At 55.8% G+C, this 24,803-nt stretch carries 22 protein-coding genes; 7 read left to right on the top strand and 15 right to left on the bottom strand.

Annotated features, from left to right (window positions below; all coding sequences use genetic code 11):
• Positions 1-491: 491 nt before the first annotated feature.
• From ACLD72_RS09865 to cobD, 10 genes are all read right to left on the bottom strand, one after another.
• Complete coding sequence (locus ACLD72_RS09865; protein WP_411003717.1) at positions 492-1,394, bottom strand: LLM class flavin-dependent oxidoreductase; 903 nt, start codon at positions 1,392-1,394, stop codon at positions 492-494.
• Between the two features lie 407 nt (positions 1,395-1,801).
• Positions 1,802-2,731, bottom strand: coding sequence for a histidine phosphatase family protein (locus ACLD72_RS09870; RefSeq protein WP_411003701.1), 930 nt, complete (start codon positions 2,729-2,731; stop codon positions 1,802-1,804).
• Positions 2,732-3,049: 318 nt separating this feature from the next.
• Positions 3,050-4,537 (bottom strand): FAD-dependent oxidoreductase, encoded by a 1,488-nt coding sequence (locus tag ACLD72_RS09875; protein ID WP_458475729.1) that lies wholly within the window; start codon positions 4,535-4,537, stop codon positions 3,050-3,052.
• A 94-nt stretch (positions 4,538-4,631) separates the two neighbouring features.
• Positions 4,632-5,963, bottom strand: a complete 1,332-nt coding sequence (locus tag ACLD72_RS09880; protein ID WP_411003703.1) for an ABC transporter substrate-binding protein — start codon at positions 5,961-5,963, stop codon at positions 4,632-4,634.
• A 58-nt stretch (positions 5,964-6,021) separates the two neighbouring features.
• Positions 6,022-6,867, bottom strand: coding sequence for a carbohydrate ABC transporter permease (locus ACLD72_RS09885; protein WP_251590376.1), 846 nt, complete (start codon positions 6,865-6,867; stop codon positions 6,022-6,024).
• Between the two features lie 25 nt (positions 6,868-6,892).
• Positions 6,893-7,768 (bottom strand): carbohydrate ABC transporter permease, encoded by an 876-nt coding sequence (locus ACLD72_RS09890; RefSeq protein WP_411003704.1) that lies wholly within the window; start codon positions 7,766-7,768, stop codon positions 6,893-6,895.
• A gap of 120 nt (positions 7,769-7,888) precedes the next feature.
• On the bottom strand, positions 7,889-8,641 hold the full coding sequence (locus tag ACLD72_RS09895; protein WP_128632160.1) for an IclR family transcriptional regulator: 753 nt from the start codon (positions 8,639-8,641) through the stop codon (positions 7,889-7,891).
• 379 nt (positions 8,642-9,020) lie between these two features.
• On the bottom strand, positions 9,021-9,992 hold the full coding sequence (gene cbiB, locus ACLD72_RS09900; protein WP_411003705.1) for an adenosylcobinamide-phosphate synthase CbiB: 972 nt from the start codon (positions 9,990-9,992) through the stop codon (positions 9,021-9,023).
• Positions 9,989-10,744, bottom strand: coding sequence for an adenosylcobinamide amidohydrolase (locus tag ACLD72_RS09905; RefSeq protein WP_411003706.1), 756 nt, complete (start codon positions 10,742-10,744; stop codon positions 9,989-9,991). The genes cbiB and ACLD72_RS09905 overlap by 4 nt, the downstream gene beginning before the upstream one ends.
• A gap of 4 nt (positions 10,745-10,748) precedes the next feature.
• Positions 10,749-11,861, bottom strand: coding sequence for a threonine-phosphate decarboxylase CobD (gene cobD, locus ACLD72_RS09910; protein WP_458475730.1), 1,113 nt, complete (start codon positions 11,859-11,861; stop codon positions 10,749-10,751).
• A 226-nt stretch (positions 11,862-12,087) separates the two neighbouring features.
• Here cobD and ACLD72_RS09915 point away from each other — a divergent pair, with 226 nt between their 5' ends.
• Together ACLD72_RS09915 and ACLD72_RS09920 are read left to right on the top strand one after the other, a co-directional pair.
• Entirely contained in the window at positions 12,088-13,092 is a 1,005-nt protein-coding gene (locus ACLD72_RS09915; RefSeq protein ID WP_411003708.1) for a lipoate--protein ligase, read from the top strand.
• Positions 13,093-13,124: 32 nt separating this feature from the next.
• Positions 13,125-13,928, top strand: a complete 804-nt coding sequence (locus ACLD72_RS09920; RefSeq protein WP_411003709.1) for a Cof-type HAD-IIB family hydrolase — start codon at positions 13,125-13,127, stop codon at positions 13,926-13,928.
• Between the two features lie 242 nt (positions 13,929-14,170).
• Here ACLD72_RS09920 and ACLD72_RS09925 read toward each other — a convergent pair whose 3' ends face one another.
• Entirely contained in the window at positions 14,171-14,956 is a 786-nt protein-coding gene (locus ACLD72_RS09925; RefSeq protein WP_411003710.1) for an MBL fold metallo-hydrolase, read from the bottom strand.
• Positions 14,957-15,193: 237 nt separating this feature from the next.
• On the opposite strand from ACLD72_RS09925, the gene murI reads away from it, so the two are divergent.
• Positions 15,194-15,991, top strand: a complete 798-nt coding sequence (gene murI, locus ACLD72_RS09930) for a glutamate racemase (RefSeq protein ID WP_411003711.1) — start codon at positions 15,194-15,196, stop codon at positions 15,989-15,991.
• 81 nt (positions 15,992-16,072) lie between these two features.
• On the opposite strand, the gene ACLD72_RS09935 is transcribed toward murI, so the two are convergent.
• Positions 16,073-16,942: an anti-sigma factor domain-containing protein gene (locus ACLD72_RS09935; protein WP_411003712.1), complete on the bottom strand. Its 870-nt coding sequence runs from the start codon at positions 16,940-16,942 to the stop codon at positions 16,073-16,075.
• Positions 16,917-17,528 (bottom strand): RNA polymerase sigma factor, encoded by a 612-nt coding sequence (locus ACLD72_RS09940; RefSeq protein WP_411003713.1) that lies wholly within the window; start codon positions 17,526-17,528, stop codon positions 16,917-16,919. Before ACLD72_RS09940 ends, ACLD72_RS09935 begins: the two co-directional genes overlap by 26 nt.
• Before the next feature lie 432 nt (positions 17,529-17,960).
• Between ACLD72_RS09940 and ACLD72_RS09945 the strand changes: the two genes are divergently transcribed.
• The 4 genes from ACLD72_RS09945 (at position 17,961) to ACLD72_RS09960 (ending at position 22,680) form a co-directional block, all read left to right on the top strand.
• Positions 17,961-18,863: a transposase gene (locus ACLD72_RS09945; RefSeq protein WP_458475731.1), complete on the top strand. Its 903-nt coding sequence runs from the start codon at positions 17,961-17,963 to the stop codon at positions 18,861-18,863.
• 539 nt (positions 18,864-19,402) lie between these two features.
• Complete coding sequence (locus ACLD72_RS09950; protein WP_411003915.1) at positions 19,403-20,563, top strand: NEW3 domain-containing protein; 1,161 nt, start codon at positions 19,403-19,405, stop codon at positions 20,561-20,563.
• 3 nt (positions 20,564-20,566) lie between these two features.
• The gene (locus ACLD72_RS09955) at positions 20,567-21,574 is read left to right on the top strand and encodes an ABC transporter ATP-binding protein (RefSeq protein WP_411003916.1); all 1,008 of its coding nucleotides are present in this window, start codon (positions 20,567-20,569) and stop codon (positions 21,572-21,574) included.
• The gene (locus ACLD72_RS09960) at positions 21,574-22,680 is read left to right on the top strand and encodes an ABC transporter permease (RefSeq protein WP_458475732.1); all 1,107 of its coding nucleotides are present in this window, start codon (positions 21,574-21,576) and stop codon (positions 22,678-22,680) included. The genes ACLD72_RS09955 and ACLD72_RS09960 overlap by 1 nt, the downstream gene beginning before the upstream one ends.
• Before the next feature lie 153 nt (positions 22,681-22,833).
• Here the strand turns inward: ACLD72_RS09960 and ACLD72_RS09965 are convergent, their stop codons facing one another.
• Together ACLD72_RS09965 and ACLD72_RS09970 are read right to left on the bottom strand one after the other, a co-directional pair.
• Complete coding sequence (locus tag ACLD72_RS09965; protein WP_251590394.1) at positions 22,834-23,898, bottom strand: sulfate/molybdate ABC transporter ATP-binding protein; 1,065 nt, start codon at positions 23,896-23,898, stop codon at positions 22,834-22,836.
• Positions 23,899-24,203: 305 nt separating this feature from the next.
• Positions 24,204-24,800, bottom strand: coding sequence for a TetR/AcrR family transcriptional regulator (locus ACLD72_RS09970; RefSeq protein ID WP_251590399.1), 597 nt, complete (start codon positions 24,798-24,800; stop codon positions 24,204-24,206).
• Positions 24,801-24,803 lie beyond the last annotated feature (3 nt).

The following is a 24,803-nucleotide window of genomic DNA, read 5'->3' on the forward strand; positions in this document are numbered from 1 at the left end:
TATACCAATATGAGAGAGGCATGCCAATCTGAGGGACATGCTAAACCGGGAGACATGACAACCCGGGAGATATGACAACCCGGGAGATATGCTAACCTAAGAGACACGCTAACCTGAGAGACACGCTAACCTAAGAGACACGCTAACCTAAGAGACACGCTAACCTGAGAGAACACGCTAACCCGTGTGACGTGCTAATCTGTGGACGACGCCACATCTCGCGAAATGCAAAAGTGCATGCGAATTTCGTCGAAATTCCCCGAAATAGGCGGTTCAACTGCAAAAGTTCATTTCATTTTCAGGCAAAAGATACTTTTTGATCCGAGAGCCCCAAATCAGATGCACTTTTGCATTTCGATCGCTCAAAAATAGAAGTTTATAGTGAGTTGAAATGCACTTTTGCATTTGATTCGCTCAAGCCGCCATCCTCCCAAAGGAGCATGCGGAGGCAATAAGTACTGCCTTCAACGGAGAGCTTAGACAGACCGCACCTATGTCGCAAGCAGCCGGTAAGACCGCAGCCGCTTCTCGTAATCGGGAATTGGCGTCACGATCAAAAATTCCTCGTTCCCGTATTGCCGCCGCATCTCCGCCAACTGCTCTCTTACTTGCCCGGCCGTTCCGGCAAATCCGCTGAAGGGGGAGCCGCCGCGGGCACGATATGCCGCTTCCACGCTCGCGGCCATTCCCTCGGCCTCCTCCCGGGTTTCGCCGCAAATCACGCTCACCGCGAGGATCGCTCTAGGCACCGCTTGAAAAACCGATGGACGAAAAGCTTCCCGGTACGCTTTCAGCGTTTCGATGCCGTCGGTTTCGCTCATAAAGCGGCCGAACACGTACCCCGTGCCGAGCTCGGCGGCAAAGCGGGCGCTTTTGACGTTTGTGCCCAGCATCCAAAGCTCGGGCGGCGTTTGCGGAAGCGGCCGGGCCGTTACGGGATGCTCCTCATAGCGGTACTCGTCCTGGAGCAGGGCGGCAAGGTCGCCAGCCAACTGGCGGTAACGGGCCACCCGCTCCAAAAAGTTGCCGCTAAGCGCCATGACAGCATGCGCTTCTCCCCCAGGCGCCCGGCCGATGCCGAGGTCGATCCTGCCCGGATAGAGAGCGGCCAGCAGCCGAAAGCACTCCGCCACCTTCAGCGGACTGTAGTGCGGCAGCAGCACGCCGCCCGAGCCGAGCCGAATTCGGCTTGTCCGCGCCCCGATATGGGACAGCAGCACCTCGGGAGAAGCGCTCGCCAGCATTTCCATGTCGTGGTGCTCCGATGTCCAATAGCGCACGTATCCCCATTCTTCCGCCCGCCGCGCCAACAGCACGGCCTGCGCCAAAGCCTCCTCGGCGCTATGGCCCGGCAGCTTTGGAACCATATCCAGCACCCCAAGCTTAAAGTTCATATTCGGCACGGCCAAACCGATCCCGCCTTTCTTTTCAAGTGATGTATGTAGTAGCGGGGATCAGTCTCCCCCACCATAATTATCGCGTACCGGACGCCAAAGCTCCCCTGCGCCAGCGCCGTTCCCCATCTCTCATTGGAAAAATCCAATAGATTGACGGAAATCGCCTAACATTGGGAGCTCTCATTGGAAAATATCCAATAGAATTCGCTCAAACCGTCCATTTTGCACCCTGCCGAACCTGATCTATTGGAAAAAATCCAATCAAACCACCGTATTTACCATTAGATTTCCAGTTCTATTGGAAATATCCAATCAAACCGTAACTTTGCAATTAGATTTCTAATTCCATTGGATATTTCCAATCAGAACGTTGCAGGACACTTCGTTAAATCCCGTCGCTAGAATCATTGTTCCCAATAAAGCCGCTTGATCCCACCCGGGGGCAGCCGGGTATCCCAAAAGCCGACCCTAGGCTCCAGCATCGCCGACAACAACGAGATGACCCCACCGTGGGTGACGATCAGCAGCCGTACCGTTCGGGAGTTCTGCGGGAGAACCTTGCTTGCCTCAAACCCCACATCAACATGTCTTGCCTCAAGCCTCACATCAACATGTTCGCTCATCGCCTCGGTACGTTTCCACAATGTCTCGGCCATTTCCCTTGCGACCTCAGTATGCTCTCCCGAAGCCTTTACATTTTCCTGCATCGCCTCGGCCGTTTCCCCCATCGTTTCGGCGTTCTCAGGCATCATCGTGACATTCTCAGACATCATCTTATCACGTATCACCGTGGAGTTCTCACGCATCACCTTAGCGTTCTCAAGCATCACCTTGGCGTCTAGTCGTGTCCTCACTGCGCTTTCCCGCATCTCTCCGGTGTCTTCCCTGCGGCTCCGTCCACCCGCGGCCAAAGCCCGCGAATATGCCGCCAGCTCCTGGCACACAGCCTCAACCCGCGCCCGAAACACCTGCCACGACTCGCCGCCCGGCGGCGTGACTCGCTGCGGATCGTCAATCCAGGCCCTGTACAAGGCATCGTCCTTTAGCAGCTCGTACGTCCGGCCTTCCCATGCCCCGAAATCCATTTCCCGCAAACGGCAATCGGCCACGCAGCGTTCCGCCAGATCCGGACGGGCGTAGTCCAGCGTCTGCCGGCAGCGAAGCAGGTCGCTCGCGTACACGGCAGAGAAGTTTACCCCCGCCAATTCCCGGCGCAGCGGTTCAAGCTCGGACGCTTCCCCGGGTAGAAGCGCAAGGTCGCTATGCCCCTGGTACCGATGCTGTACGTTCCACTCGGTTAATCCGTGACGGACGAGCCACCATTCGATCCGCACCGTCCTCTCTCCTTTCGCTTTCGCCGCTCTAAAGTTTCTCCCATGATTATACTCCTCAAAGCCAAGGCTTGGCAGCTTTAGCCGACCCAATTTTAACTTTTCCTTATCGCCCTGGCAGCGGCAAAGCTAGCAAGGATAGCAAGGATAGCAAGGTTGGCAAGGTTGGCAAGGTTACGCCGAAAATAGCAACTGCGGCAGCTCCGGGCGGCCTGCTGACCCGTGCCGACACCCCCGCCCAAACGACAAAAGGACGGGCCCGGGGTTTCCCCCGTTCCCATCCTTCCCCAATCGCCGCTGTTCATCCAAATGTGATTGCCTTTAAATATTCGGTGTAATGTGGCGTTTGTTCGCCTGCAAAAACTCCGCCGCGTATTTTTGCGCGTTCCGCGTTTCTCTCTCCACCGCTTCCGGGTCGCGGCGCAAGGATGCGCCGTTGTTCAGCAGCTCGGCGTGCAACTCCTTGATATCCAGCTCCCGCGGCTGGATTCCCTGCTTGGCGCTCAGCCCCGCCGCGGTGCCGGCCGCCTGCCCGATCGCCATCACGCTGCCTTGCGTGCGGAAGGAGCCGTGGGCTTCGCTTGTCGCCGAGATGCATCTCCCCGCCATCAACAGCCCGTCGACCTTGACCGGCACAAGGCAGCGGTAGGGAATGTCGTAGGAGTCCTTGATGTCGATCCACGCTCCCGCGGTTTCCGGATCGCCGTACCCGGCTTTGCCCGCCATATTGTGCACATCAATCGGGAAGTAACCTCTCGTGATGACGTCGTCGAACCTTCTGCCCTCGATTACATCGTCCGCCTGCAGCACATAGTTGCCGACGATATGCCGGGATTCGCGCACGCCAAGCTCGCTGCCGGTCATGCTTAAGAAGGCGTGCTCGAAACCGGGCACATATTTGTTCATGAACTTGACGATCGATTCAACCTGTCTGCGGCCCTCGATCTCTCCCGCCGTTCTGGAATCGGCGTTTGTGCCGTCCACGTCGGTCACCCGTGTGGAATTGAAATGAATGACCCCGGGATGAACGGAATTCAGCAGCAGGATGGAATCCCGCCCGATATGGAGTTCCCCGTTGTCGACCGCCTGCTTCACGAACTTTTTGAAGCCTTGCGCGACGAAATACTTGCTCACGAGCCTATTAGAATATTTCCGGATCGGAATAACGTCGGATTTCCATTCGAAATCGTCCGGGTTTTCGAGGATATATTGGTAAAGCTTCTCCGTGTCCACGTTGCCCATTTCGAACATCAAGGTCGATGGCTGCATTTTCCGGTCCTTGGCCCGCCCCAGCACAAACTCCGCGCCGGCTCCGCTGGCCACATCTCCATCCCCCGTCGCGTCGACGACCACCTTGGCTTTCAAAATATTTTCGCCGGACTTGTTGACGACCTTCACGCCCGCCACCCGGCCGCCTTCCGTTAGCGTGCCGCTGAACATAGAATGCAGCAGAACATCCGCGCCGGCTTCCCTGACCATTTCGTAAGCGATATATTTGTATCTCTCCCGGTCGAAAAAGCCCAGATAAGCCCCGCTGCCGTATGGATCAAGCACTTTGCAATGCCCCGGGCTCGCGCCGTACTCAACCATTCGATCCATAAATTGCTGCGGAATGCCTTTGACGACCTGTTCGTCCCGAATATGAAAAGGAGATATGGGACCCAATGCCGCCGAAGTGGCCGCGCCCCCCAGAAAACCGTTCTTATCCACCAGCAGCGTGCGCGCCCCCGTCCTGCCCGCGGCAATCGCCGCGATAAAACCGGAAGGGCCGCCGCCCATGACGATGACATCATACTCTTTTTCGACCATGTTCTCTTCCTCCCATGCCTGATGTTTTATATTAAACGGAGCCTTTCCTAAGTTTGGAGAAAAGCTCCGCCCAATACCGTTCCAACCGCTTACCTTACTTCTTGCCGTCGTTGTAGTTGCCCGCAACCGCATCCAGCGTCTCCTTGGCCGGAGCGTTCTGGAAAATGATTCTTTGCGCCGCTTTGGCCAGATCCGTGCTCAAAAGGGTATAGTCCGCCGGATAGAAAACAATTTGACCGCTTTCGCTTGCCTCCTGCTTCCAACGCAACAGTTCCTCGTAGTTCGGCAACGCAGTTACCGCGGTATCCTCGTAAGCGGAGGACAGCACGGGCATAACGCCGGCCTCGGCCCATTTGATCTGCGATTCTTTGCTCAAGTAATATTTAATGAACTCCCACGCCTGATCGGGATGTTTAGTGTTCGCCCCGATCGCCAGCGTCTGGCCGGCGACCATGGTCGGCGCAGGCTGCCCTTTTTCGAACGGCGGCACCGGCGTCGTCATGATGTTTTGGCCGACCTCGGAGCCTCTGATCGCCGAAGCGCGCATCGTTCCCGACACCGCTGTGGCGATGTTGCCGGCTTTGAGCCCGCTTGTGATGTCGTCGGCCGTCATCGAAATCGTCTGATTGCTCATCGCCCCGCTGTCCACCATGTCTTTAAGGAAATTGATCGCTTTGACGCCGGCGTCATTGTTAAACACCGCTTTGCCGTCCGCGTCGAACATCTGGCCGCCCGCCGCCCGCAAAATCGGAATGAAGGTCTCCATGAACGATGCCGCGTTCGCTCCTTCGGACATGCCAACCGCGAATCCCAGCCGGCTGCCGTCTCCCACCTGCTTCGATGCTGCGAGCAGCTCGGGCAGCGTTTCCGGAGCTTTCAGACCGGCCGCGTCGTAAAGGTCCTTCCGGTAGAATAAGGTGAATACCCTCGCCTCCCAAGGCATCGCCATAATTTCGCCGTTCAGTTTGAGCTGGTCCGCCGAATAGATATAATCGTCTTGGCCTTCTTGATCCAGCCATTCTGCCGCGTATTTAGTGATGGGCTGAATTGTCTTGGCTTCGGTATGCATTTTCAACAGATCGGTGTAGACGTTCAAAATATCCGGTCCTCCACCCGAAGCGGTTGCTTGAATGACCTGGGAATCGATCTTGGAAAAGTGAACGCTTTCAACCGAAACTTTGATGTCGCTCTGGCTGGCGTTAAAGCTCTCGACGATGCTTTTTAACGCCGCCGATCGCGGATCGTCCTGCTGCTCCGGGTTAAGGAACGTCCACAATCTTAGATCCACGGGTTTCCCGGCATCGCCGGTTGCCGAATTGCCCGGCGAGTTTGAGCCGCCCGGCGTTTCCCCGCCCCCCGAATTGCCGCAACCGGCCAGCGCTCCGATCATCACCACGGTAAACATGATCACCCAAAGCTTTTTCATTTTAATACCCCCCAGTCGTTTAGTTATGTGAAGAGGTTGTCCCTCTTGACACCGCCGATTACCCCTTGACCGCACCCGCGGACAAGCCGTCCACGAATTTGGACTGCAGACAGACAAACAATACAACAACCGGAATGACCGAGATGACCACAGCGGCCATCAGTTGTCCCCAGTTGATGCCGTACTGGGTAATGTAGTTGTATAGGCCAACGGACAAAAGCCGCAGCTCGTCCTTGGTCGTAAAGGAGAAGGCCACGAGAAAATCGTTCCATACGTAGATGGCGGACAACAGCGCGCCGGCGGCCAGTCCGGGCTGGGATACGGGAAGAATCAGCTGGTAGAAGGTGCGAAGCGGCGAGCTGCCGTCGACCTTGGCCGCTTCCTCGATTTCCTTCGGGACGGAGTCGAAGAACCCGCGCAGCACCCAAATCAGCATCGGCGTTCGCCAGGCCGTATAAATCAGGATCATGCCGATAAAGGTGTCGTACAGACCGACCTTGACGGCGGTTAAATAAAGCGGAATCAGAATGGCAATGCCCGGAATCATCGAAGTCATGAGAATCAGGAACAGGATTATTTTTTTGCCCCGGAAATGAAATCTTGAAGCCGCGTACGCCGCATGCGCGGAGATAAACAGGGAAGCCAGGATGGAAACGGCCGCGACCAGCATGCTGTTTAGAAAATAGCGGGGAAAGTTGGAATGAAACAGCACGTTGGCATAGTTCTCGAAAGTAGGCTGCGCCGGAATCCATTGCGGCGGATATTGCACGATCATCGCCTCGGACTTGAGCGAAGTGCTGACCGCCCATAAAATCGGGATAAGCGCAAAGGCGGAGCTTAAAATCAATACGACATACACGAGGAGATTAAACCATTTTCCGTTGGATATTAGCCTGCTTTGCATAGCCGCTCCCCCTTTCTTGTGTTCGCTATTCTTTGTTTTTAAGCGCTTTCACATATAGCAAGCTCAAAATGATGTTGAAGCCGAAAAGCAGAACACTGAACGCCGAACCCATGCCGATGTTCCAATATTCGAAGCCTTCCTTAAACGCCCGCAGGCTTAACGTCTCCGTTGCGCTGAACGGTCCGCCGCCGGTGAAGACGTAAATTAATGTCACCATGTTAAAATACTCCAGGCTAAGCATGATCAACGTGACCAGAACCGTCGGTTTGATCAGCGGCAGCGTGATGTGCGTGAACGACTTCCAGCCGGTCGCACCGTCGACCCGCCCCGCTTCGTAAAGCTCGGAGGAAATCGTCTGCAGTGCGGCCAAAATAAGCACCAGCGCGATCGGGAAGGTGTTCCAAACATTGGCGGCGATCAGCGCGAGATTGGCGCCCCCGCTGGTGCTGAGCAGATCGACCTTGGCGCCGCCGAACCGCTCGATCACATAATTCACGGGACCATAGTTGGCGTTGATCAGCCATTTCCACAATAGCGCCGTAACCGTTTGCGAAATGACCCAAGGCAAGATGATCGCCGTTCTGAACAAAACTCTGAACTTGATTTTCATATTTAACAGAACAGCCAGCAGCGTGCTTAGGGGAACTACAATCAGAATCGATCCGAATACGTAGACAAATGAATTTCCGATGTTTCTGATACCGCTTTCATTTTTGAAAATGGAGAGAAAATTGCCGGCGCCCACATAAGCTCCCGTTCTTACATATTCCGTTTCGTACATGCTCCATTTCATGGCCACGGCAATCGGATAAAACGATACCAGCAAAACCAGCAGCAGCGCGGGGGCCATAAAAGCGTAGGCAATCCATTTTTCGCTATTTTTCTTCCCGATCGTCTCCATTCGTCTACCTCCTGCCTTATATCAAAGTATAAATGATGGAATTTGTTCCATATTATAGAACACCGTTCTTGATATTGCGTAAAAAAAAGCGGAGTCACCCCTTTCAGGCGTACAAAGAGATTAAGGCAGCTGTCTTTCGATTTGTTGCTTGTGCTGCTTCAGCAGGCCGGCGAAAAACTCAATTTTGTCCTCGTCAAACCGCAAGGAAGGACCGGATATGCTGATTGCCGCGAATGGATACCCTCTTCTGTCCATAATGGGAACACCGACGCCCTTGATTCCGTATTCATGCTCCATGTTGTCTACCGAATACCCCCTTTTTCTTGATTTGATCAGTTCGGCCCGCATCGCCTCTTTATTGGTGATCGTGTTTTCGGTAAATTGGGTAAAATCGTCCTGCAGCAAGCTTTCGAGTTCGTCGTCCGGCAAAAAAGCCAGCATCGCTTTTCCCGTCGCAGTGCAGTACACTGGAGCCATGACGCCCATCTTGGATGTCTCCATGATCGTGCCGGACGTGCAGGCGTAGTCCAGATAGAGCACCTGTTTATTGTGCAGAATGGCGTAATATACGATTTCGTCCGTTTCGTTGGCGATTTGCTTGATGTGCGGCTGGATGAAGTCTCTTTCGTGCAGATTGCTGCTGATAATGTTGCTGAGCTTCAGGATATTGAGGCCCAGCTTGTATTTGTTGGTGTGCGGATTTTTGGTCAAATAACCGTGTTTTTCAAAAGTGGATACGATGTTGTGCACATTACTTTTGTACAATCCAAGCTTGTTGCAGATCTCCGTGATGCCCAGTTCCGGCTCGTCAACGGAAAAGCATTCCAGCACGTCCAACGCTTTAGATAGGGACTTTACTTTGGATTCTTCCATGGCCTAAGGACCTCTCTCTTTTATCGTCGTTCTACATTAGAGAACGTCGTTCTATTTCTATATCGACATTATGGAATGCGCTTTCATTCTTGTCAAGTGGTTTTTTCGACTTTATTTCGACATTATTCCTGTGTACTAGCCTGTTGAAAACTCAGGCGGCGGAAACATAAGGGAAAAAAATGGCGTTATTTCGGCGATATCCCCATGTTAAGAAAAATAGAGGAAATTTATGTCTCTATTTTCTCGAAACGCAGAGGAATGGGCATTTTTTGCAGCGTTCATTGGAAAATAAGGCCATAAAATTCCGCTAATGGTGATGAACAGGCTAGACTCCGGATAATAAGAACATAAAGTTCCGTTATATTTAAGAATCAAGCCGCTAGATCCAGGCAAAACCTCCGCTCCACCACATCCACAGCGCCGTGCCCAGCAAGACGAAGGCATCGGCCACCCAAAACAGCAGCATCGCAGTGCGCCGGATGTCCTCGGGCTCGAGCTCGCGGGTTTTGTCGCCCATATAAGCGCGGAACGAAACGACGCCGTGGTAGCTGTTTTCGCCGCCCAGCCGCACACCAAGCGCTCCGGCGACCGCCGCCTCCGGGCGGCCGCTGTTCGGGCTCGGATGCTTCCGGGCGTCGCGGCGCACCGTGCGCCAGGCCCCGGCCGCGTCGAGCCGGAGCGTCCAGGCGGCCGCGATCAGCAGCAGCGCCGTCAGCCGGGCGGGAATGTAATTGGCGACGTCGTCCAGCCGGGCGGAAGCCCAGCCGAGATCGATGTACTTGTCGTTTTTGTAGCCGACCATCGAATCGAGGGTGTTGACCGCCCGGTAAGCCATCGCCAGCGGGGCGCCGCCCAGCAGCGCGAAAAACAGCGGCGACACCACGGCGTCGACGATGTTTTCCGCGACCGTCTCGACGGTGCCGCGCGTGATTTCCGGCGCATCCAGGTGCGCCGTGTCGCGGCCGACGATCATGCCCAGCGATCGCCGGGCTGCGTGAAGGTCGCCGCCCAGCAGGTGGCCGTGCACGTCCATGCCGGCGTCTCGCAAGCCTTTGGCTGCGATCGTCGTCCAGATCAGCGCGGCTTCCGCCAGCGCCGCGAGCCACGGGCTGACCTGGGCCAGGAGCCGCAGCGCGGCCCAGGTCAAAACAAAGCTGCCGCCGGCGACCAGCAGCGGCAGCAACACCCCCGCCGCGCGGTAGCGGCGGGGAGGAACGAGGCGGCGGAGCGCCGCCTCGAGCGCGGCGACCGCCCTGCCCATCCCGATCACGGGATGGGGCAGCCAGCGCGGGTCGCCGAGCAGCCGGTCGAGCAAATACGCGACCGGCAATACCCACCACGCCGCCGTCATGGACGCACTCCCGCTCCCGCGTCCGCTTCCGCTCTCGCCTCCGCGCCGCGCAGCGACTCCGTCACGGCGGCGTACACCAAGCGGCCCACCGTGCCGCCGAGGTCCGTGGCGGTGCCGGCGTACGCGTGCAGCAGCGGCCAGCCGGCCCGCTGGCTCACGCCGAGCACGACCGCATCGGTCGTGGTGCCGGTGGCCGCAAGGCCGTTCTCGGCGTCGCGCACGCCGAGATCCGCGAGCGCGGCCGTTTTGGCTTCCGTCGCCGTGATCACGGCGTTCACCTGCGCCGCTGGCGTAAGCCGGCCGTCCACGGCCAGCATAATATTGATCGTTCCCGGCGTCCAGGAGGCCGGGAACGTCGTCCGCCGCACGCCGGCCCGCGCGGCGTTTCCGGTTCCCGCCGTCGCACAGCAGAAGACGGCGAAATCCCCGCCGCGCTCCTCCGCCACCGCGGCGTACCGCAGCTGCACGGCCGTCAGCAATCCGGCCGTCCCTTCCGCCGGATATCCCCACTCGCGCAGCAGCGCCGTAATATCCCGCTGCGGATCATCGCAGCGGTAAGTCCGGTCAACATAGATGTTGACCATCCGCCGCAAGACCCCCGGCCCGCCGCCATACACCGAGCTGCTGAGACCATCCAGCTCTTCCGGGGCCTCCAGCAGCAAATGCCGCTCCCCAAAATGAAGGCGCAGTTCCGGCCACACCTCCGAATCATAAACGGTTCCCGTTTCCCCCGTCACAAAAGGCATCGTCATACTTTTAACCCTCCGATCCTCCCATTACCTGTTCCATTACCTGTTCCATTTCCCACACCAGCTTCGCGCAGGCCGCCTCATCCTTCACGGCAACGCGAATATCCCGCGCGCCGAGGCCCGGGTACATCGCGCAGCTGCGCACCAGCACCCCGCGCCGTCCGAGCGCTTCCTGCATTCGTTCCGCGGTCCAGGGCTCCGGCAGGCGGACGAGCAAAAAATTCGCTTCCCCCGGCCACGTCCGGCAGCCGAGCCGCCCGAGCGACTCGCGCAGCCGTTCACGCTGCCGCTCAACCAGCGTGATCGTCGCCCGTTCATAATCGGCATCCGCCTGCAGACAAACTTCGCCGGCCAGCAGTGCCAGTGTGTTTACACTCCACGTCACCTGCTTGTCCCGCATCGCTGCGGCCAACTGCGGGTGTGCCGCCGCAAACCCAAGCCTCAACCCCGGGATCGCGTAAAATTTCGTCATCGAGCGGATGACGATCAGATGAGGGTACGCCCTAAGCTTGGGAAGCAGGGTGCAGCGCCGCCCTTCCGGGATAAAATCGATAAACGCTTCGTCCACCGCCACATAGGTGCCGTACGCTTCCCCGGCCTCAGCAAACCGCCGCAGCTCATCCAAACCGTACTGCACCCCGTTGGGATTGTTCGGCTGCCCGACAAACACCATGTCCGTGTCGCGGATCAGCCGCACCACCTCGTCCGGGTCGGCCTTGAAATCGCGCGCCTCCGTGCCGAATACCGAAACCACCTCCGCGCCAAACTGCTCCGACAAGCTGCGGTATTCCGAAAAACAGGGTTCGACGATCCCCACTTTTCCCGGAGACAGCGCGAGCAGCGCCAGCGCCATATTTTCCGCGGCCCCGTTGCCGATGACAAACGACGGCTCCGCGAGCCGGTGGCGTTCCGACAGCAGCGCGACAAGGCGCCGGTGTCCGGGGTCCGGGTACCGCACCACCTCCGGCAGCGCCTCCCTGAGCGCTTCCAGCAGCCCCGGAGGCGGGCCGAGCGGGTTGATGTTGGCGCTAAAGTCCGTAAATCCGCCGGCAGCCGCGCCATACCTAAGCGTTGCCGTTTCCAGGTCTCCCCCGTGCCCGTAAATTTCCAACACGTTCATCATTCCTCTTTTCCGGTTCCGTAAGTCCTTCCACTTTCACCAATGCCCTCATTATGAAGTTCCGGCCAGTCCCCGTCAATCCGCAAAAAAAGCGCGCTGAAACTACTCTTTGGTTTCAAGGCCGATTCGTTTACAATAGAAGTAAAGTTGTTTTCATAGCTTGCGGAAACGCTCGAACGACGCGTTCGGCCGTCCGCAGGCGAAAAGGATAGGAGGAAGCAAACCTATGTTATTTATCGACAACGAGGGGATTACCGATGCGTCCGTGAACCTGGCCATAGAGGAATACGCCCTCAGACATCTTCCGCTGGAAGACGACAGCTATTTGCTTTTTTATATCAATGCCCCGTCGATCATCATCGGCAAACACCAGAACACAATCGAGGAAATCAATGCCGAATACGTCAAGGAAAATGGCGTGCAGGTCGTCCGCCGTCTTTCCGGGGGCGGAGCGGTGTATCACGATCTGGGCAACCTCAATTTCAGCTTCATTACAAAGGATGACGGACAATCGTTCCACAATTTCCGCAAATTTACCGAACCCGTCGTGGAGGCGCTGAAATCGCTGGGCGTCAACGCGGAAATGACCGGGCGCAACGACCTGCAGGTCGGGGAGCAAAAGATTTCCGGCAACGCCCAATTTTCCACGCGCGGGCGGATGTTCAGCCACGGCACGCTGATGTTTAACCTGAATTTGGACAACGTGCAGGCTTCGCTTCACGCCAACCCGGAGAAATTCAAATCGAAAAGCACCAAATCCGTGCGCAGCCGGGTCGCCAACATCATTGATTTTCTGGACAAAAAAATGACGATCGAAGAGTTCCGCGCCGAGCTGCTGCGCCATATTTTCGGGATGGAGCCGGGAGCGGTGCCGCAATATAAATTGACCGAAAGCGATTGGGCCAAAATCCATGAAATCTCCAACCAACGCTACAAAAACTGGGACTGGAACTACGGGCTGTCGCCGGAATGCAACGTCAAACACGCGAAAAAATTCCCGGTCGGGATCATCGATCTGCGCATGAACATCAAGGACGGGCATGTTCAGGAGATCAAAATTTACGGCGATTTCTTCGGCGTCGGCGACGTCACCGACATCGAGGACAAGCTGCGGGGCGTAAAATACGAGGAAGAGGCCGTGCGCGCCGCGCTGGCGGGGATCGACGTAAAGCATTACTTCGGCAATCTGGAATTTGACGACTTTATCGGGCTGGTGTTCCTTGAAGAATAGGACGCTTTTAGCAAAATAGAAGGAGAGAAACCATGTACAAACTGATAGCGATCGACATTGACGATACTTTGATCAACGATGACAAGGAGGTGACTCCGGCCACCCAGCAGGCGCTGGAACAGGCGGTGGCAAAAGGCGTCGTGGTCACGCTGGCGACCGGCCGGGCCTACGCTTCCGCGCAGGCGATCGCCCGCCAGACCGGACTCAATGTGCCGATCATTACTTACCAGGGAGCACTGGTCAAAAACCTGATGGACGAAAAGGTGCTCTACGAGCGTTTCGTCCCGATGGAAGCGGCCCGCAAGCTGTTTGAATACTGCATCCGCCGCAACCTGCATCTGCAGACTTACATCGACGACAAGCTGTACGCTCGTGAAGAAAATCAGAAGCTGATCGACTACACGAACCTGAACCGGACCCGCTATTATATCGAACCTGATTTTGAGAAACTGGTCGAACAGCCGACCCCGAAAATGCTGATCATCGACGAGCCCGATTTTCTCGACGAGATCGCCCCGGAGCTTCGTGAGCTGCTGGGCGAAGGTGTGCATATCACGAAATCGAAGCCGAATTTTCTGGAGATCATGCACGAGGAGGGCACCAAAGGCCATGCCCTGAAATTTCTGGCCGGCCATTTCGGCTGTGACCTGTCGCAAACGATCGCCATCGGCGACTCCTGGAACGATCACGAAATGCTTGAAGCCGCCGGACTCGGTGTCGCAATGGGCAACGCCATCCCGGCCCTGAAGGAAATCGCCGATTACGTGACGTTAAGCAACAATGAGGACGGCGTCAAACACGTTATCGACAAGTTTGTGCTGAATCCAGAGGCTTAAGTCTCATTGAGAAAAAGAGGTTATCCTTTTCAAGCCGCGTACAGGGCGGCGCAACCAAGGATAACCTCTTTTTTTCTCCCTGCCCGATCCGTAATAGCGGTAAATTTTGACGTTAATTCAGCATTTTGCCTCTGAATCCTCGCCCTTCCCCGAAAATAGCGACAAAATATTCCGCTATGGTAAGCAAACTACGCCTTCAGGCCAAAATAAGACCCTTTTTTACCGCTAACGCTGCGGCCTTTTCAAACCCCCAATCGTTCCCGGAGATCCACCCGCATCCCCGTTCCAGCAAACCCCACGCCGGCCGGCAAGCCGTAATCGTGGCGGAGGTCGATATCGTGTGACATGTGAGTAAAGAGCGTCCGCTTTGGCCGGATTTCGCGTAGCAGTTCCAACGCTTCGGTGACGTCATATACTGATCTGGTGGAAAATTCGGCCTCTTCCCGGTAAAAACTCGTCCCCAGTACCAGCAGATCCAAACTGTGCAGAGGTATTCGCTGCTCCTCAGGCAAAGCAATCGAGTCGGAGCAGTACGCCCAAGCGAAGCCGTTTTTCTCCAGCCGGTAGGCGTACGAAAACCCGTTTTTGCCGTGAAACACCTTCCAGTCGCGGATTTGCCAGCCGCCGAGGACGATGCCGTCATCAACCGCATGCATATCGAGTTGTCCCCCCAGCCAGGGATACTGGAGTACAATCGTGTCCAGCACCTCCCGCGGCGCGTACAACTGGCCTCTCCGGCTCAGCCAGCGGCAGGCGTCGGCCCATTCCGGCAGCCCGCCGATATGGTCAAAATGAGCGTGCGTCACTAAAATCCGCTCGGCAAAACGCTGCCCTCTCCGCTCCATTCCCGTCCGCCAATCCGGGCCGCAATCGATCAGGAAGCTCCCTTCCTCCCCCTCGACCGCAACCAGGGAACGGTACCGCCGGTTGACGCCCGAGCTTCGCGCCTCCCCGCAAACCTCGCAATCGCAATATACTCTCGGAACCCCCATCGCGTCGCCGGTGCCGATAAATACAAGCTGATCCATGCAGGAGCCCGCTCCTTTCTTCAGTCAACATTTCCATAACCCCATTCTATCCTTATCGGTTATCCGCAACAAGCGAAATCGCCTGTTTACGCCAGATAGTGAATATCGACCTTACGGGAGGCACGGCAATATTGTAAAATAAACCATGTCCCTTTCGAAGGAAATAACTATAAATGGTACAGAGTAGATTTGAATGCTAAAATAAAACAGAAATCATTAACGAGAAGAGTGAAGGCAGTGAGAATAGGATTTTTGGATTCCGGGATCGGCGGGATTACCGTGCTTCACCAGGCGCTGCGGCTGCTGCCGAACGAGGATTACATTTTTTATGCGGATACCTTACACGTCCCGTACGGCGAAAAACCGAAGGAAGAGGTTAAAGGGTATATTTTTGATGCGGTGGACTTTATTGTGGACCAAGGTGTGAAGGCGCTGGTCGTGGCCTGTAACACGGCGACTTGCATTGCGATCGAGGATCTCCGCCGGAAATACGATATTCCGATCGTGGGCATAGAGCCTGCCGTAAAACCCGCGGTACAGAAATGGGAAGGCCGGCGGAAAAAAGTTTTGGTGCTGGCGACGCAGTTAACGCTGAACGAGGAAAAGTTCCACAATCTGGTCAAAAGAATCGACCACGAGGACATCGTGGAAAGTTTGCCTCTCCCCGGTCTGGTGCGTTTTGCGGAGAAGTTTGAATTCGCCGATGAAATCGTCATGCCCTATTTAAAAGAGCAATTGTCCTCCTTGGATCTGACCCAGTACGGAACCGTTGTTCTGGGTTGCACGCATTTCCCTTATTTCGAAAATAGCCTTAGACAACTATTTCCGCCGGAAGTGGATATCATTTCGGGGAGTTTTGGAACCGCCAAAAACTTAAAACGCATCCTCGAAGCAAGGCGGCAATTGAACGAGGGTACGGGGGATATCGTGTTTTACCAATCCGGCACGAAGGTCGAAGACCAGGAAACGTTGATGAATTACAAAAATTTGCTGGCCATGCTGGACGAATTATATTCCCATCCGAAACATGTCTAATTAATGCCGAAAAGCGCGAGCCGCTAGGGTTATCCCTTGCGCTCGCGCTCTTTTTGTGTCCATGCCCTATCCGGCAAATGGCTACCGCCCCAGCAAATCCAAAGAGATTGTATTCAAAAGCGGCTTTCCTTCCGGCGCTCCGCCCGCCGGCTCGATCGTAAGCTCCAGGTTGTCGGCGTCGCTCAATGTTTTGTTCTTGACGTAAAGATGGGCCCGGCTGGCGTGATACTGCAAGAGACCCAGGTTGTCGCGCATGCCCTCCTTGACGATCCATACCCTCACCAGTTGATCTTTATCCGGGACGAGCCCGCCAACCAGCATCAGCATCTCCTGGGAATCGGCGTTATACCAGACCATGCCGCCGTCCGGCTCCAGCCGCCCCATATCGATCTGATAAGATATCGTCCCCGGCTTGGACATCACCGGCAGCGCCTCGGGCTCATAGGTCTGCACATAGCGGTCCCACTTAGCATCCGGCTGCGTCAAGCGGCCGATACCGAACCCCATCCCGATCAGCACCATCAAAACGGCGGCAAACGATACCGTCCATTTCCAGCGGTGCGCAAAAAAACGGGAAACGCCGAGCCGCCACCCGGTCATTTGTACCCGGAAGCGCAGTTTTCTGCGGATCGAGTCGGCAGGGAGGCCCGCCGCCTGGCCGGTTGTTTCGCTGGCGGACGGCAGAACATAAGCCGGTTCTTCCGCTTTCTCATCCGCGGCGTCTTGGCCGCCGCCGCGAATATCCAAAATTTCTTCCCAGCGCCGCTTATGCTCAAGGCAGACCGCGCAGGAGGTTAAATGAGCCGCCATCTCCAAACGTTTCGCCGCCGCCAGCGAGCCGAGCAGCCAGTCGATCCACTCCTGCTCCGAATACAAGCGGACACAGGAGCCCGGATCGTCCGCTTTCCGTTTCGCCGTGCTGGTGCTAGGATCGATGTGTCGTCCGTTCATGCGGATTCCCTCCCTCCAGCTGATCCCCCCAGCCCTGTTTTTCCAATTGCTTGCGCAGATTGTGCAGCCCGTACCGGACCCACGATTTCACCGTGCCGATCGGCACGCTCCAGGCCTCCGACATTTGGCGCTGGGTCTGCAGCGCGTAATAGGAGCCCATGATCGCTTTTTTCTGCGGCTCCGGCAGCGTGCAAATCGCGGTGCGGATCGCTTCGCGCTCCAGTCTGGACAACACCTCGTCTTCGCCCGAACCGCCGGCCCCTTCCGTTTTCCGCTGCAACGCCTCATCCCCGGGGTACTCCAATCGTGCTTTACGCCGCATCCGGTCGAGGCTGCGACTCCGCGTCAGAACGGCCAGCCACGCCTTGATCGAGCCGCGGGCCGGATCATAATCTTTGCCTCGGCGGAGTACTTCGATGAATACTTCGTGGCAAACATCCTCGGCTTCCATCCGTTCTCCGACCAAACGGCTGGCCACCTGCATCACAAATGGAGAGTAGCAGGCGTAAAACGCATCAAACGCTTGCACCGAACCGCCGCACATCTCGCGCAGGCGCCGCGTCATCTCTTCATTTTGCAGGTCCATTCCCTTTCCCTCCCGCAAATTGTTCTCCTCTTCCTATTTAATTTTCGTTTTACCAAAAACGCTCCCTTTTGAAAACCCTAATTTTTTTTTCGGCTCAAAACCGAGAACAGTGCTTGACGAAATAAATGATGACTTCGGCTCTATTAATTCCAGGATGCCGGACTGAGGTGGGTGTCTATAGCGTTCGTGTCTTGGCGTCTTGGTGTCCCTGCATGCTGCTGGCCTTTTCACGATTATCCCTTTCGTTCAGAGAGCAGGGGGTGAGGCTAGGCAAGGGCTCCAAAATAAGAGAGAAGAAAAAAAATAAAAAAGATGAGGAAAAAAATGAGGCGGTTCAGGTGAGATTTTCGGCTTGATGAGAGAACATACGTTTGGTATAATGAAACAAATGGAACTTATGTTCGTATATTCTTGATTCGGGGGCGAGCAAACATGGAGATCAATGCGGGAACGGAACTTCAGCCATTCAGCAGCCGTTATAACAACGAACAGGCCTGCATGGAGGCGCTGATCGCGATGAAGTGGCCAAACGGCTTTGTCTGCCCGCGGTGCGCTCACACCCGGTGCAGCCGTCTGACTTCCCGGCATATCCCCTTATTCGAGTGCGGAAAGTGCAAGCATCAAACATCGCCTTTGATCGGTACGATTTTTGAAGGAACGCATTTGCCCTTGGTGAAGTGGTTCCAGGCTTTGGAGTTGTTCCTGCTTGAAGGTGGCATCTCGGCGCTGCGGCTGCGCCAGGTGATCCGGGTCACCTACAAAACCGCCTGGTTGATGCTGCACAAAATACGCCATGCCGTCGGGGAATTCGATGCCCAGGAGCTGCTGAGCGGAGACGTGAAGGTGAACAGCGATCTGTACGGGCGCGATCCGTCCCGGTGTCAGCTTTCGCATCCATATGCCACGGCGGTTATAGCGGGATGCACGGTAACGGAGTCGGGCGAGCCGGAGCAGGTCAAAATCCGCCTGGTGCCGCATAAGCGAGGAGACGGACAAAGAGCAAACCGTCACGAACTCGCTGCGTTCATCAACGGGCATGTGGATGCCCGTACATCGGTAGTACAGTCGTTCCCTCTAGCCTTTTGTCTGTATACGCCCTTGCGGAAAGTGGTGAGAGAGGCGTGGGAATCGCTGAAGAGTACATATATAGCCTTGGGACTGAAGCATCTGCAGGCGTACCTCAACGAGTACACCGGACGCCGCCAGCTGCACCTGCCTGGAGCGGAAGAAACGATGCGGCAGAAGTTGCTGCGCATGTGTGCGGCGATTCCGGCGATCCCCTACCGCCGACTGATCGCGCGCCAACCGAACCAGCCCCTTGCGGCCGCGGCCTGATAGGAACGCTTGAACGGTACAGGCGTTGCTGCAAACGGATTCAGACTGCAGCAAGATCACGGTCTTTTCATTTTTCCCGGTGTTTTGCCCTATTCCTCCCGTCAGGTCTGCTTCACTTCTCCTAAACCTCCTTCTCCCGAACCTGTCTAAAAATTTCGAACAAATTTGTTTCTCGCAAACATATCCATCTATCCCAAGTATATTCATTCCTCCAAACATATCTACCTTTATCCAATATATCTCCTTCTTCTGAAATTATCTTCTTCTCTACTTCCTGATCAAACGGGATAATTGTGCAAAGCGTCCAGACAGCGGATGTTGATCAGCCGATCTGCCGATCTGCCGCCCCCCTACCGGCCTTCCCTGTCATCAAGCTTTCAACGCTCTTCCGGCATTTCTTGCCACGATCCGTTGCCAGCAGCTTGACTGTCAAGCACTGATTATTAGGTTGAGTCTTTTTTCCCGGCAAATAAATCCAAACCGTTGTCCCGTTCGTATCCTTTATGAAACAACATTATAACCATAGGGGGATCAAGGAGATGCTACTATTTTTTCGAAAAGCGGCGCTGGCGCTGCTCATCTTGTTCACCTCGCTCGGGGGCAGCGCTCTGACCGGCCCGGGCAAAGCTTCCGCAGCCGGCTCGCTGGAGCTGTACACTCCGTATCTCGAGTGGTCGGCCGCTCCCGGCGAATCGGTTTCTTATTCGATCGACCTGGTCAACCACGGATCGGCGACGGCTTCGGCCAATCTTTCCTTGGAAACGCAAAATAAAGACTGGAAGCACGACTTGACCGCAGGCGGGCGGGAAATTTCCCGGATCGCGGTCAAAGCCGGCGAATCACAGACATTTACATTGGATCTGGAGGTCCCGTTAAAGGTTGACAAAGGCCGTTATACATTTACTCTTAAGGCCGATCAGACCACGCTTCCACTCGTCGTCAATGTCTCGGAGCAGGGCACCTTCAAAACGGAACTGACGCTGGATCAAGCGAACATGGAGGGCCATTCCGACTCCACGTTTACGTACAGCGCGGTGCTGCGGAACCGGACAACGCAAAAACAAACCTATGCCTTAAGCGCCCAGGCCGAGCAAGGCTGGGACGTCCGGTTCAAAGCGGATTCCAACAGCGTGACCTCCGTGGAAGTCGAACCGAACGCGGAAAAAACGATCTCGATCGAGGTCAAGCCGCCAGAACAAATCAAAGCCGGCACCTACGATATCCCGATCGCGGCCGCCAGCGGCGACTCGACGGCAAACGCAAGCATCGAAGCGGTCGTTACCGGCACCTACGATATGAAGTTTACGACATCCAATGAAGTCCTTAGCACGGACGTTAGAGCGGGTTCCGAACGCAAGCTGACGTTTGTGGTGCAAAACACCGGTTCGGCCGATCTGCAGGATCTTTCTTTTTCGTCGAGCGCGCCAACCGACTGGGAGGTTTCCTTTGAGCCGTCCACGATCAATGCCATCGCCCCCGGAGAGAGCAAGCAGGTCCAGGCCACGATCAAATCGAGCGAAAAGGCGCTGGCCGGAGACTACGTCGTCAGCCTGACCGCTTCTTCCGCCAATAAAAGCGCAAACGCCGATCTGCGGGTGACGGTGAAATCGTCCGTATTATGGGGATGGGTGGGAGTTCTCATCATACTGGCCGTCTGCGCGGGAATATACTACTTGTTCCGGAAATACGGGAGAAGATAAACGATGGTGACCGGCATGAATCCCACGGCGGTTGCCGCCGATGATAAACCTGTCGTGCAGCTTAGTCAGTTAACCAAGAAATACGGAGAAACCACCGCCGTAGACCATCTCGACCTGAGCATTTCGCGCGGGGAAATTTTCGGATTGCTTGGCCCGAACGGCGCCGGGAAAACGACGACGATCCTCATGATGCTGGGGCTGACCGAGCCGACTTCCGGGCACGCCCGGATTTGCGGCTTCGATCCGGCGCGCGAAGCGCTCCGCGTAAAACGGATTGTCGGTTACCTCCCTGACGACATCGGCTTCTACGAGGACCGGACCGCGTTGGACAATTTGGTATATACCGCTAGACTGAACGGAATTCCGCAAAAAGAAGCCGTCCAGCGGGCCGGAGAGCTGCTGGAGAAAACCGGCCTTACCGCGCACAGCGGCAAAAGGGTCGGGGCGTTCTCCCGCGGGATGCGGCAGCGTCTGGGACTGGCCGACGTATTGATCAAAAACCCGGAGGTCGTCATCCTCGACGAACCGACGCTTGGCATCGACCCGGAAGGGGTGCGCGAGCTGCTGGGGCTGATCTCCTCGCTGAGCCGCGACGAGAAGCTGACGGTGCTGTTGTCTTCGCACCATTTGCATCAGGTCCAGCAAATCTGCGACCGGGTCGGCTTGTTCGTTCAGGGCAAGCTGATTGCCGTCGGCGATATCCAAACGTTGTCGAAGCAGCTGGACGAAGACGGCAAAACCTACATCGAGGTAGGCACCAAAACCTGGACGGAAGCGCTCGCGGACCAAATCAGGCAGTTGGACGGGGTGGAGGAAATCCGTTATTCCAGGGCGGATGGTGCGGAGCGGGACCAGGGGGTTACCGCGACGGTCGCCTGCAGCCGTGACCTGACGGCGCAAATCGCCGAAACCGTCATCCGCGCCGAAGCGGGGCTCGTGAACATCCGGCGCAAAGCGTATGGTTTGGATGACATTTACCATCGATACTTCGAAAGGAGAGGAGAGCAATGATGCCTAAGGGCAAGATGGCGTGGAACCTTTCTTCCGTGAAGGAAATGCTGCATCTGAAAGACATACGGAAGCGGATGCAAAAAACGCTGCATGAGCTTCTTCCCCGCCGCGATGCTGAGGACGGAAGCGGCGCCCGGGCGCGCTCCTCTTCCTCGTTTTGGGTGATGGTGCAAAAAGAGATTGGCGATCATCTCCACAGCTGGAGGTTCGGCATCCTGATGGGGATCATCGTCCTGGCCTGCATCGGCTCGATTTATTCCGCGGTCACCGCGATCGCCGGCGGCAGCGCCACGAGTGACAGCGGAGGCGGAGACACCTTTTTGTTCCTGAAAATGTACACGCTGACCAGTTCCTCTCTGGCGGTGCCGTCCTTTGCCACCTTCCTGTCCTGGCTGGGGCCGCTGATCGGCATTACGCTCGGGTTTGACGCCGTCAATTCCGAGCGGAACAAGGGCACCTTGGGCCGGCTGCTGTCGCAGCCGATCTACCGGGACGATTTTATCAAAGCCAAGTTTGTGTCGTCCCTGTTCATGATCGGGATCGTCGTGTTTTCGCTTGGATTTCTGGTAATGGGACTTGGCCTGATGACGATCGGGTATCCGCCGACGCCGGAGGAATTCGGGCGGATCCTCATCTTCCTGCTGATCGCGGTCGTCTACATCGGCTTCTGGCTGTGCCTGTCGATCTTGTTCTCGATCCGCTTCCGCCAGGCGGCGACCTCGGCGCTTTCTTCGATCGCCGTCTGGCTGTTCTTCACGATTTTTTACAGCATGATCATCAATATGATCGACAGCGCCACGGCCGTCTCGCAAATGGCGGCGGCAGACGTGCAGCTGCGGCAAATGAACTTTATCCTGACGCTGAATCGGCTGTCCCCGACGGAGCTGTTTTCGGAGACGATCACAACGATGCTATCCCCTGGCGTCCGCACGCTGGGGCCGCTGACGATGGATCAGCTCATCGGAGCGATTGCCAGCCCGCTGTCGCTGGGGCAAAGCCTGCTGCTGATCTGGCCGCAGCTCACCGGTTTGCTTGCGGCCACAATGATCTGCTTCGGCCTGTCCTACGTGCTGTTCATGCGCCAGGAAGTGCGTTCGAGAGTGTAAATTTGGAATAGTAAAGACCACTCAAACACGATTTCCAGATAAATAGGCGGCCTCACACCGGCTTTTTCGCGGGTGGGGTCGCCTTTTTGCGCTGGTAGATCAGTTTGTCGTTTGATATCCGCCAATCTATTGGATTTCCCCAATTGAATGACGTCAGATAATCACGCTCAATGGGTCTGCTTTCAGCGGATTTTCCAAAATCCAGCTGCGCTCGTCGTCGAACAGATATGCCCGATGGACAAGCACGCGTACCTCTTGCCCGGGTTTTAAGGTCTCTTTTTCCAGCGAGCGGAAGGTCGTTAACGTATGGCCCCCCACTTCGACTTCCACCAGCCATTCGCTGCCGCGGAAATGCAGGTGCTTCACGATCCCCGGAGCCGTGGCGGAAAGGAGTGTAAACTCGTGTTCGGTTCCCACCTCGATGTATTCCGGCCGGATCAGCGCCCGCGTTCCGAGCCCGCCGCTTTCTTCCTCAAACCCCTTGAGGTCGGCCGCCCGCTCGACCAAAGTCGATTGCCCGATAAACGAGGCGACAAACGGGGTTTGCGGCTCCTTGTAAATATCCCAGGGCGTGCCTTTTTGCTCAAGGCGTCCCTGGTTAATGATCATGATTTCATCGGCCACTTCGATCGCTTCGTCCTGGTCATGGGTGACGAATATCGACGTAATGCCAACCCGCTCGATCAGCTCCCGCAGCCAGGAACGAAGCTCCTGGCGGATTTTCGCGTCGATCGCTGCAAACGGCTCGTCAAGCAGAAGCAGCTGCGGCTGGGGTGCCAAAGCGCGGGCAAAAGCGACCCGCTGCCGCTGCCCGCCGGACAGCTGATGCGGATAACGGCTCTCAAAGCCCTTGAGCCCGGTCAGCTCGACAAGCTCCATCACCCTGCTCCGCACCTCCGCTTTAGGTGCTTTTTTAACCTGCAGACCAAACGCAATATTGTCATATACGGTCATATGTTTAAATAAAGCGTAACTTTGAAATACGAAGCCGATGCCCCGTTCCTGGGGAGCAAGCTCGTTCACCCGTTTTCCATGAAACAGAATCTCCCCGGCATCCGGCTGCTCCAATCCGGCCAGCATCCGCAAAATCGACGTTTTGCCGCCGCCGCTGGGCCCCAGCAAACCGATCAGTTGCCCTTTCTCGATCCCGAAGCTGACATTTTGTACGGCATGAAAAGCGCCGAAATGTTTATCCAGATTTCGTACTTCAACATGCATGCAAAGCCACATCCTTTCCAGATTCCGCAAGCCACCCACGCCGTTAAACCATCATTCGTTATATTCTGATGCAAATACTCGGTTTTATATATGGATAGATTACCAAACCCCAGGGCTTCCGTCAATCCGCAAATGGGCAGCGGCCAAGCGTTCGGGAAAGATTTTTATGGCAAAAAAATAAAACCAGCTGTTTACGAAATGAACTGTTTCATCTCGCCTCCACCGGTTTTTGCAAAGTAATGTTATAAAGTATTGATGCTATAATGGTGTAAATGATTAAAGCGTTAAGTTAAAGCAAAAACGCCTCATGACGTTATCCGGTAACAGCTGTGGCTCAAAATTTTCACATGGGCTACCGCTGCGGCCTTGATTTCCTCAAAGGTCAGCCGATCCTGAATGTAGTAAGAGATAAATCCATGCATCCCCAAAAACATGCTGAGCGGAAGGGACGGATTGTTTTCCAGCGGGTGCTTCTCCTCCTGCAAAAAACTGCGAACGATGGATTCGAACATATTAAAGCATTTGGTTTGCTCGCTGCGGCAATACGCCAATATTTCCTCATCCCTCAGCATAAACATGATTTCGTATTGGTGCGGATGCTCCAAGCCAAACTTGATGAATTCCAGCATCAGTTGCTCGGCCTTGGTCAAACCTTCCGCGGGCGCGCGTTTGGCCACCTGCTCGCACAGATGGGTTAAAGATTCGAAATCCTTGACCACGATAGCGTAAAACAATTCGGCTTTTTCTTTGAAGTGATAATACAACGAACCGTGACTATATCCCAAATGCTGACCGATGCTCCGCATGGAAATTCCGCGGTACCCCTTTGTGATAAACAAATGCCGGGCCGCTTCCATAATTCTTTCTCTCGACAATTCCTGATCTACTGCTCTTCTTGCCATAGG

This window comes from Paenibacillus lacisediminis, assembly GCF_046567315.2.

Bases quoted from the DNA above. Each gene is read 5' to 3' on its own strand.
- ACLD72_RS09945 (WP_458475731.1), top strand. From the start codon at position 17,961: ATGGAGATCAATGCGGGAACGGAACTTCAGCCATTCAGCAGCCGTTAT.
- cbiB (WP_411003705.1), bottom strand. From the start codon at position 9,992: ATGACGGCGGCGTGGTGGGTATTGCCGGTCGCGTATTTGCTCGACCGG.
- cobD (WP_458475730.1), bottom strand. From the start codon at position 11,861: ATGAACGTGTTGGAAATTTACGGGCACGGGGGAGACCTGGAAACGGCA.
- ACLD72_RS09960 (WP_458475732.1), top strand. From the start codon at position 21,574: ATGCCTAAGGGCAAGATGGCGTGGAACCTTTCTTCCGTGAAGGAAATG.
- ACLD72_RS09915 (WP_411003708.1), top strand. From the start codon at position 12,088: ATGTTATTTATCGACAACGAGGGGATTACCGATGCGTCCGTGAACCTG.
- ACLD72_RS09925 (WP_411003710.1), bottom strand. From the start codon at position 14,956: ATGGATCAGCTTGTATTTATCGGCACCGGCGACGCGATGGGGGTTCCG.
- ACLD72_RS09940 (WP_411003713.1), bottom strand. From the start codon at position 17,528: ATGGACCTGCAAAATGAAGAGATGACGCGGCGCCTGCGCGAGATGTGC.
- ACLD72_RS09955 (WP_411003916.1), top strand. From the start codon at position 20,567: ATGGTGACCGGCATGAATCCCACGGCGGTTGCCGCCGATGATAAACCT.
- ACLD72_RS09965 (WP_251590394.1), bottom strand. From the start codon at position 23,898: ATGCATGTTGAAGTACGAAATCTGGATAAACATTTCGGCGCTTTTCAT.
- ACLD72_RS09950 (WP_411003915.1), top strand. From the start codon at position 19,403: ATGCTACTATTTTTTCGAAAAGCGGCGCTGGCGCTGCTCATCTTGTTC.
- ACLD72_RS09880 (WP_411003703.1), bottom strand. From the start codon at position 5,963: ATGAAAAAGCTTTGGGTGATCATGTTTACCGTGGTGATGATCGGAGCG.
- ACLD72_RS09890 (WP_411003704.1), bottom strand. From the start codon at position 7,768: ATGGAGACGATCGGGAAGAAAAATAGCGAAAAATGGATTGCCTACGCT.
- ACLD72_RS09935 (WP_411003712.1), bottom strand. From the start codon at position 16,942: ATGAACGGACGACACATCGATCCTAGCACCAGCACGGCGAAACGGAAA.
- ACLD72_RS09875 (WP_458475729.1), bottom strand. From the start codon at position 4,537: ATGGTCGAAAAAGAGTATGATGTCATCGTCATGGGCGGCGGCCCTTCC.
- ACLD72_RS09905 (WP_411003706.1), bottom strand. From the start codon at position 10,744: ATGACGATGCCTTTTGTGACGGGGGAAACGGGAACCGTTTATGATTCG.
- ACLD72_RS09885 (WP_251590376.1), bottom strand. From the start codon at position 6,867: ATGCAAAGCAGGCTAATATCCAACGGAAAATGGTTTAATCTCCTCGTG.
- ACLD72_RS09970 (WP_251590399.1), bottom strand. From the start codon at position 24,800: ATGGCAAGAAGAGCAGTAGATCAGGAATTGTCGAGAGAAAGAATTATG.
- ACLD72_RS09895 (WP_128632160.1), bottom strand. From the start codon at position 8,641: ATGGAAGAATCCAAAGTAAAGTCCCTATCTAAAGCGTTGGACGTGCTG.
- ACLD72_RS09865 (WP_411003717.1), bottom strand. From the start codon at position 1,394: ATGAACTTTAAGCTTGGGGTGCTGGATATGGTTCCAAAGCTGCCGGGC.
- ACLD72_RS09920 (WP_411003709.1), top strand. From the start codon at position 13,125: ATGTACAAACTGATAGCGATCGACATTGACGATACTTTGATCAACGAT.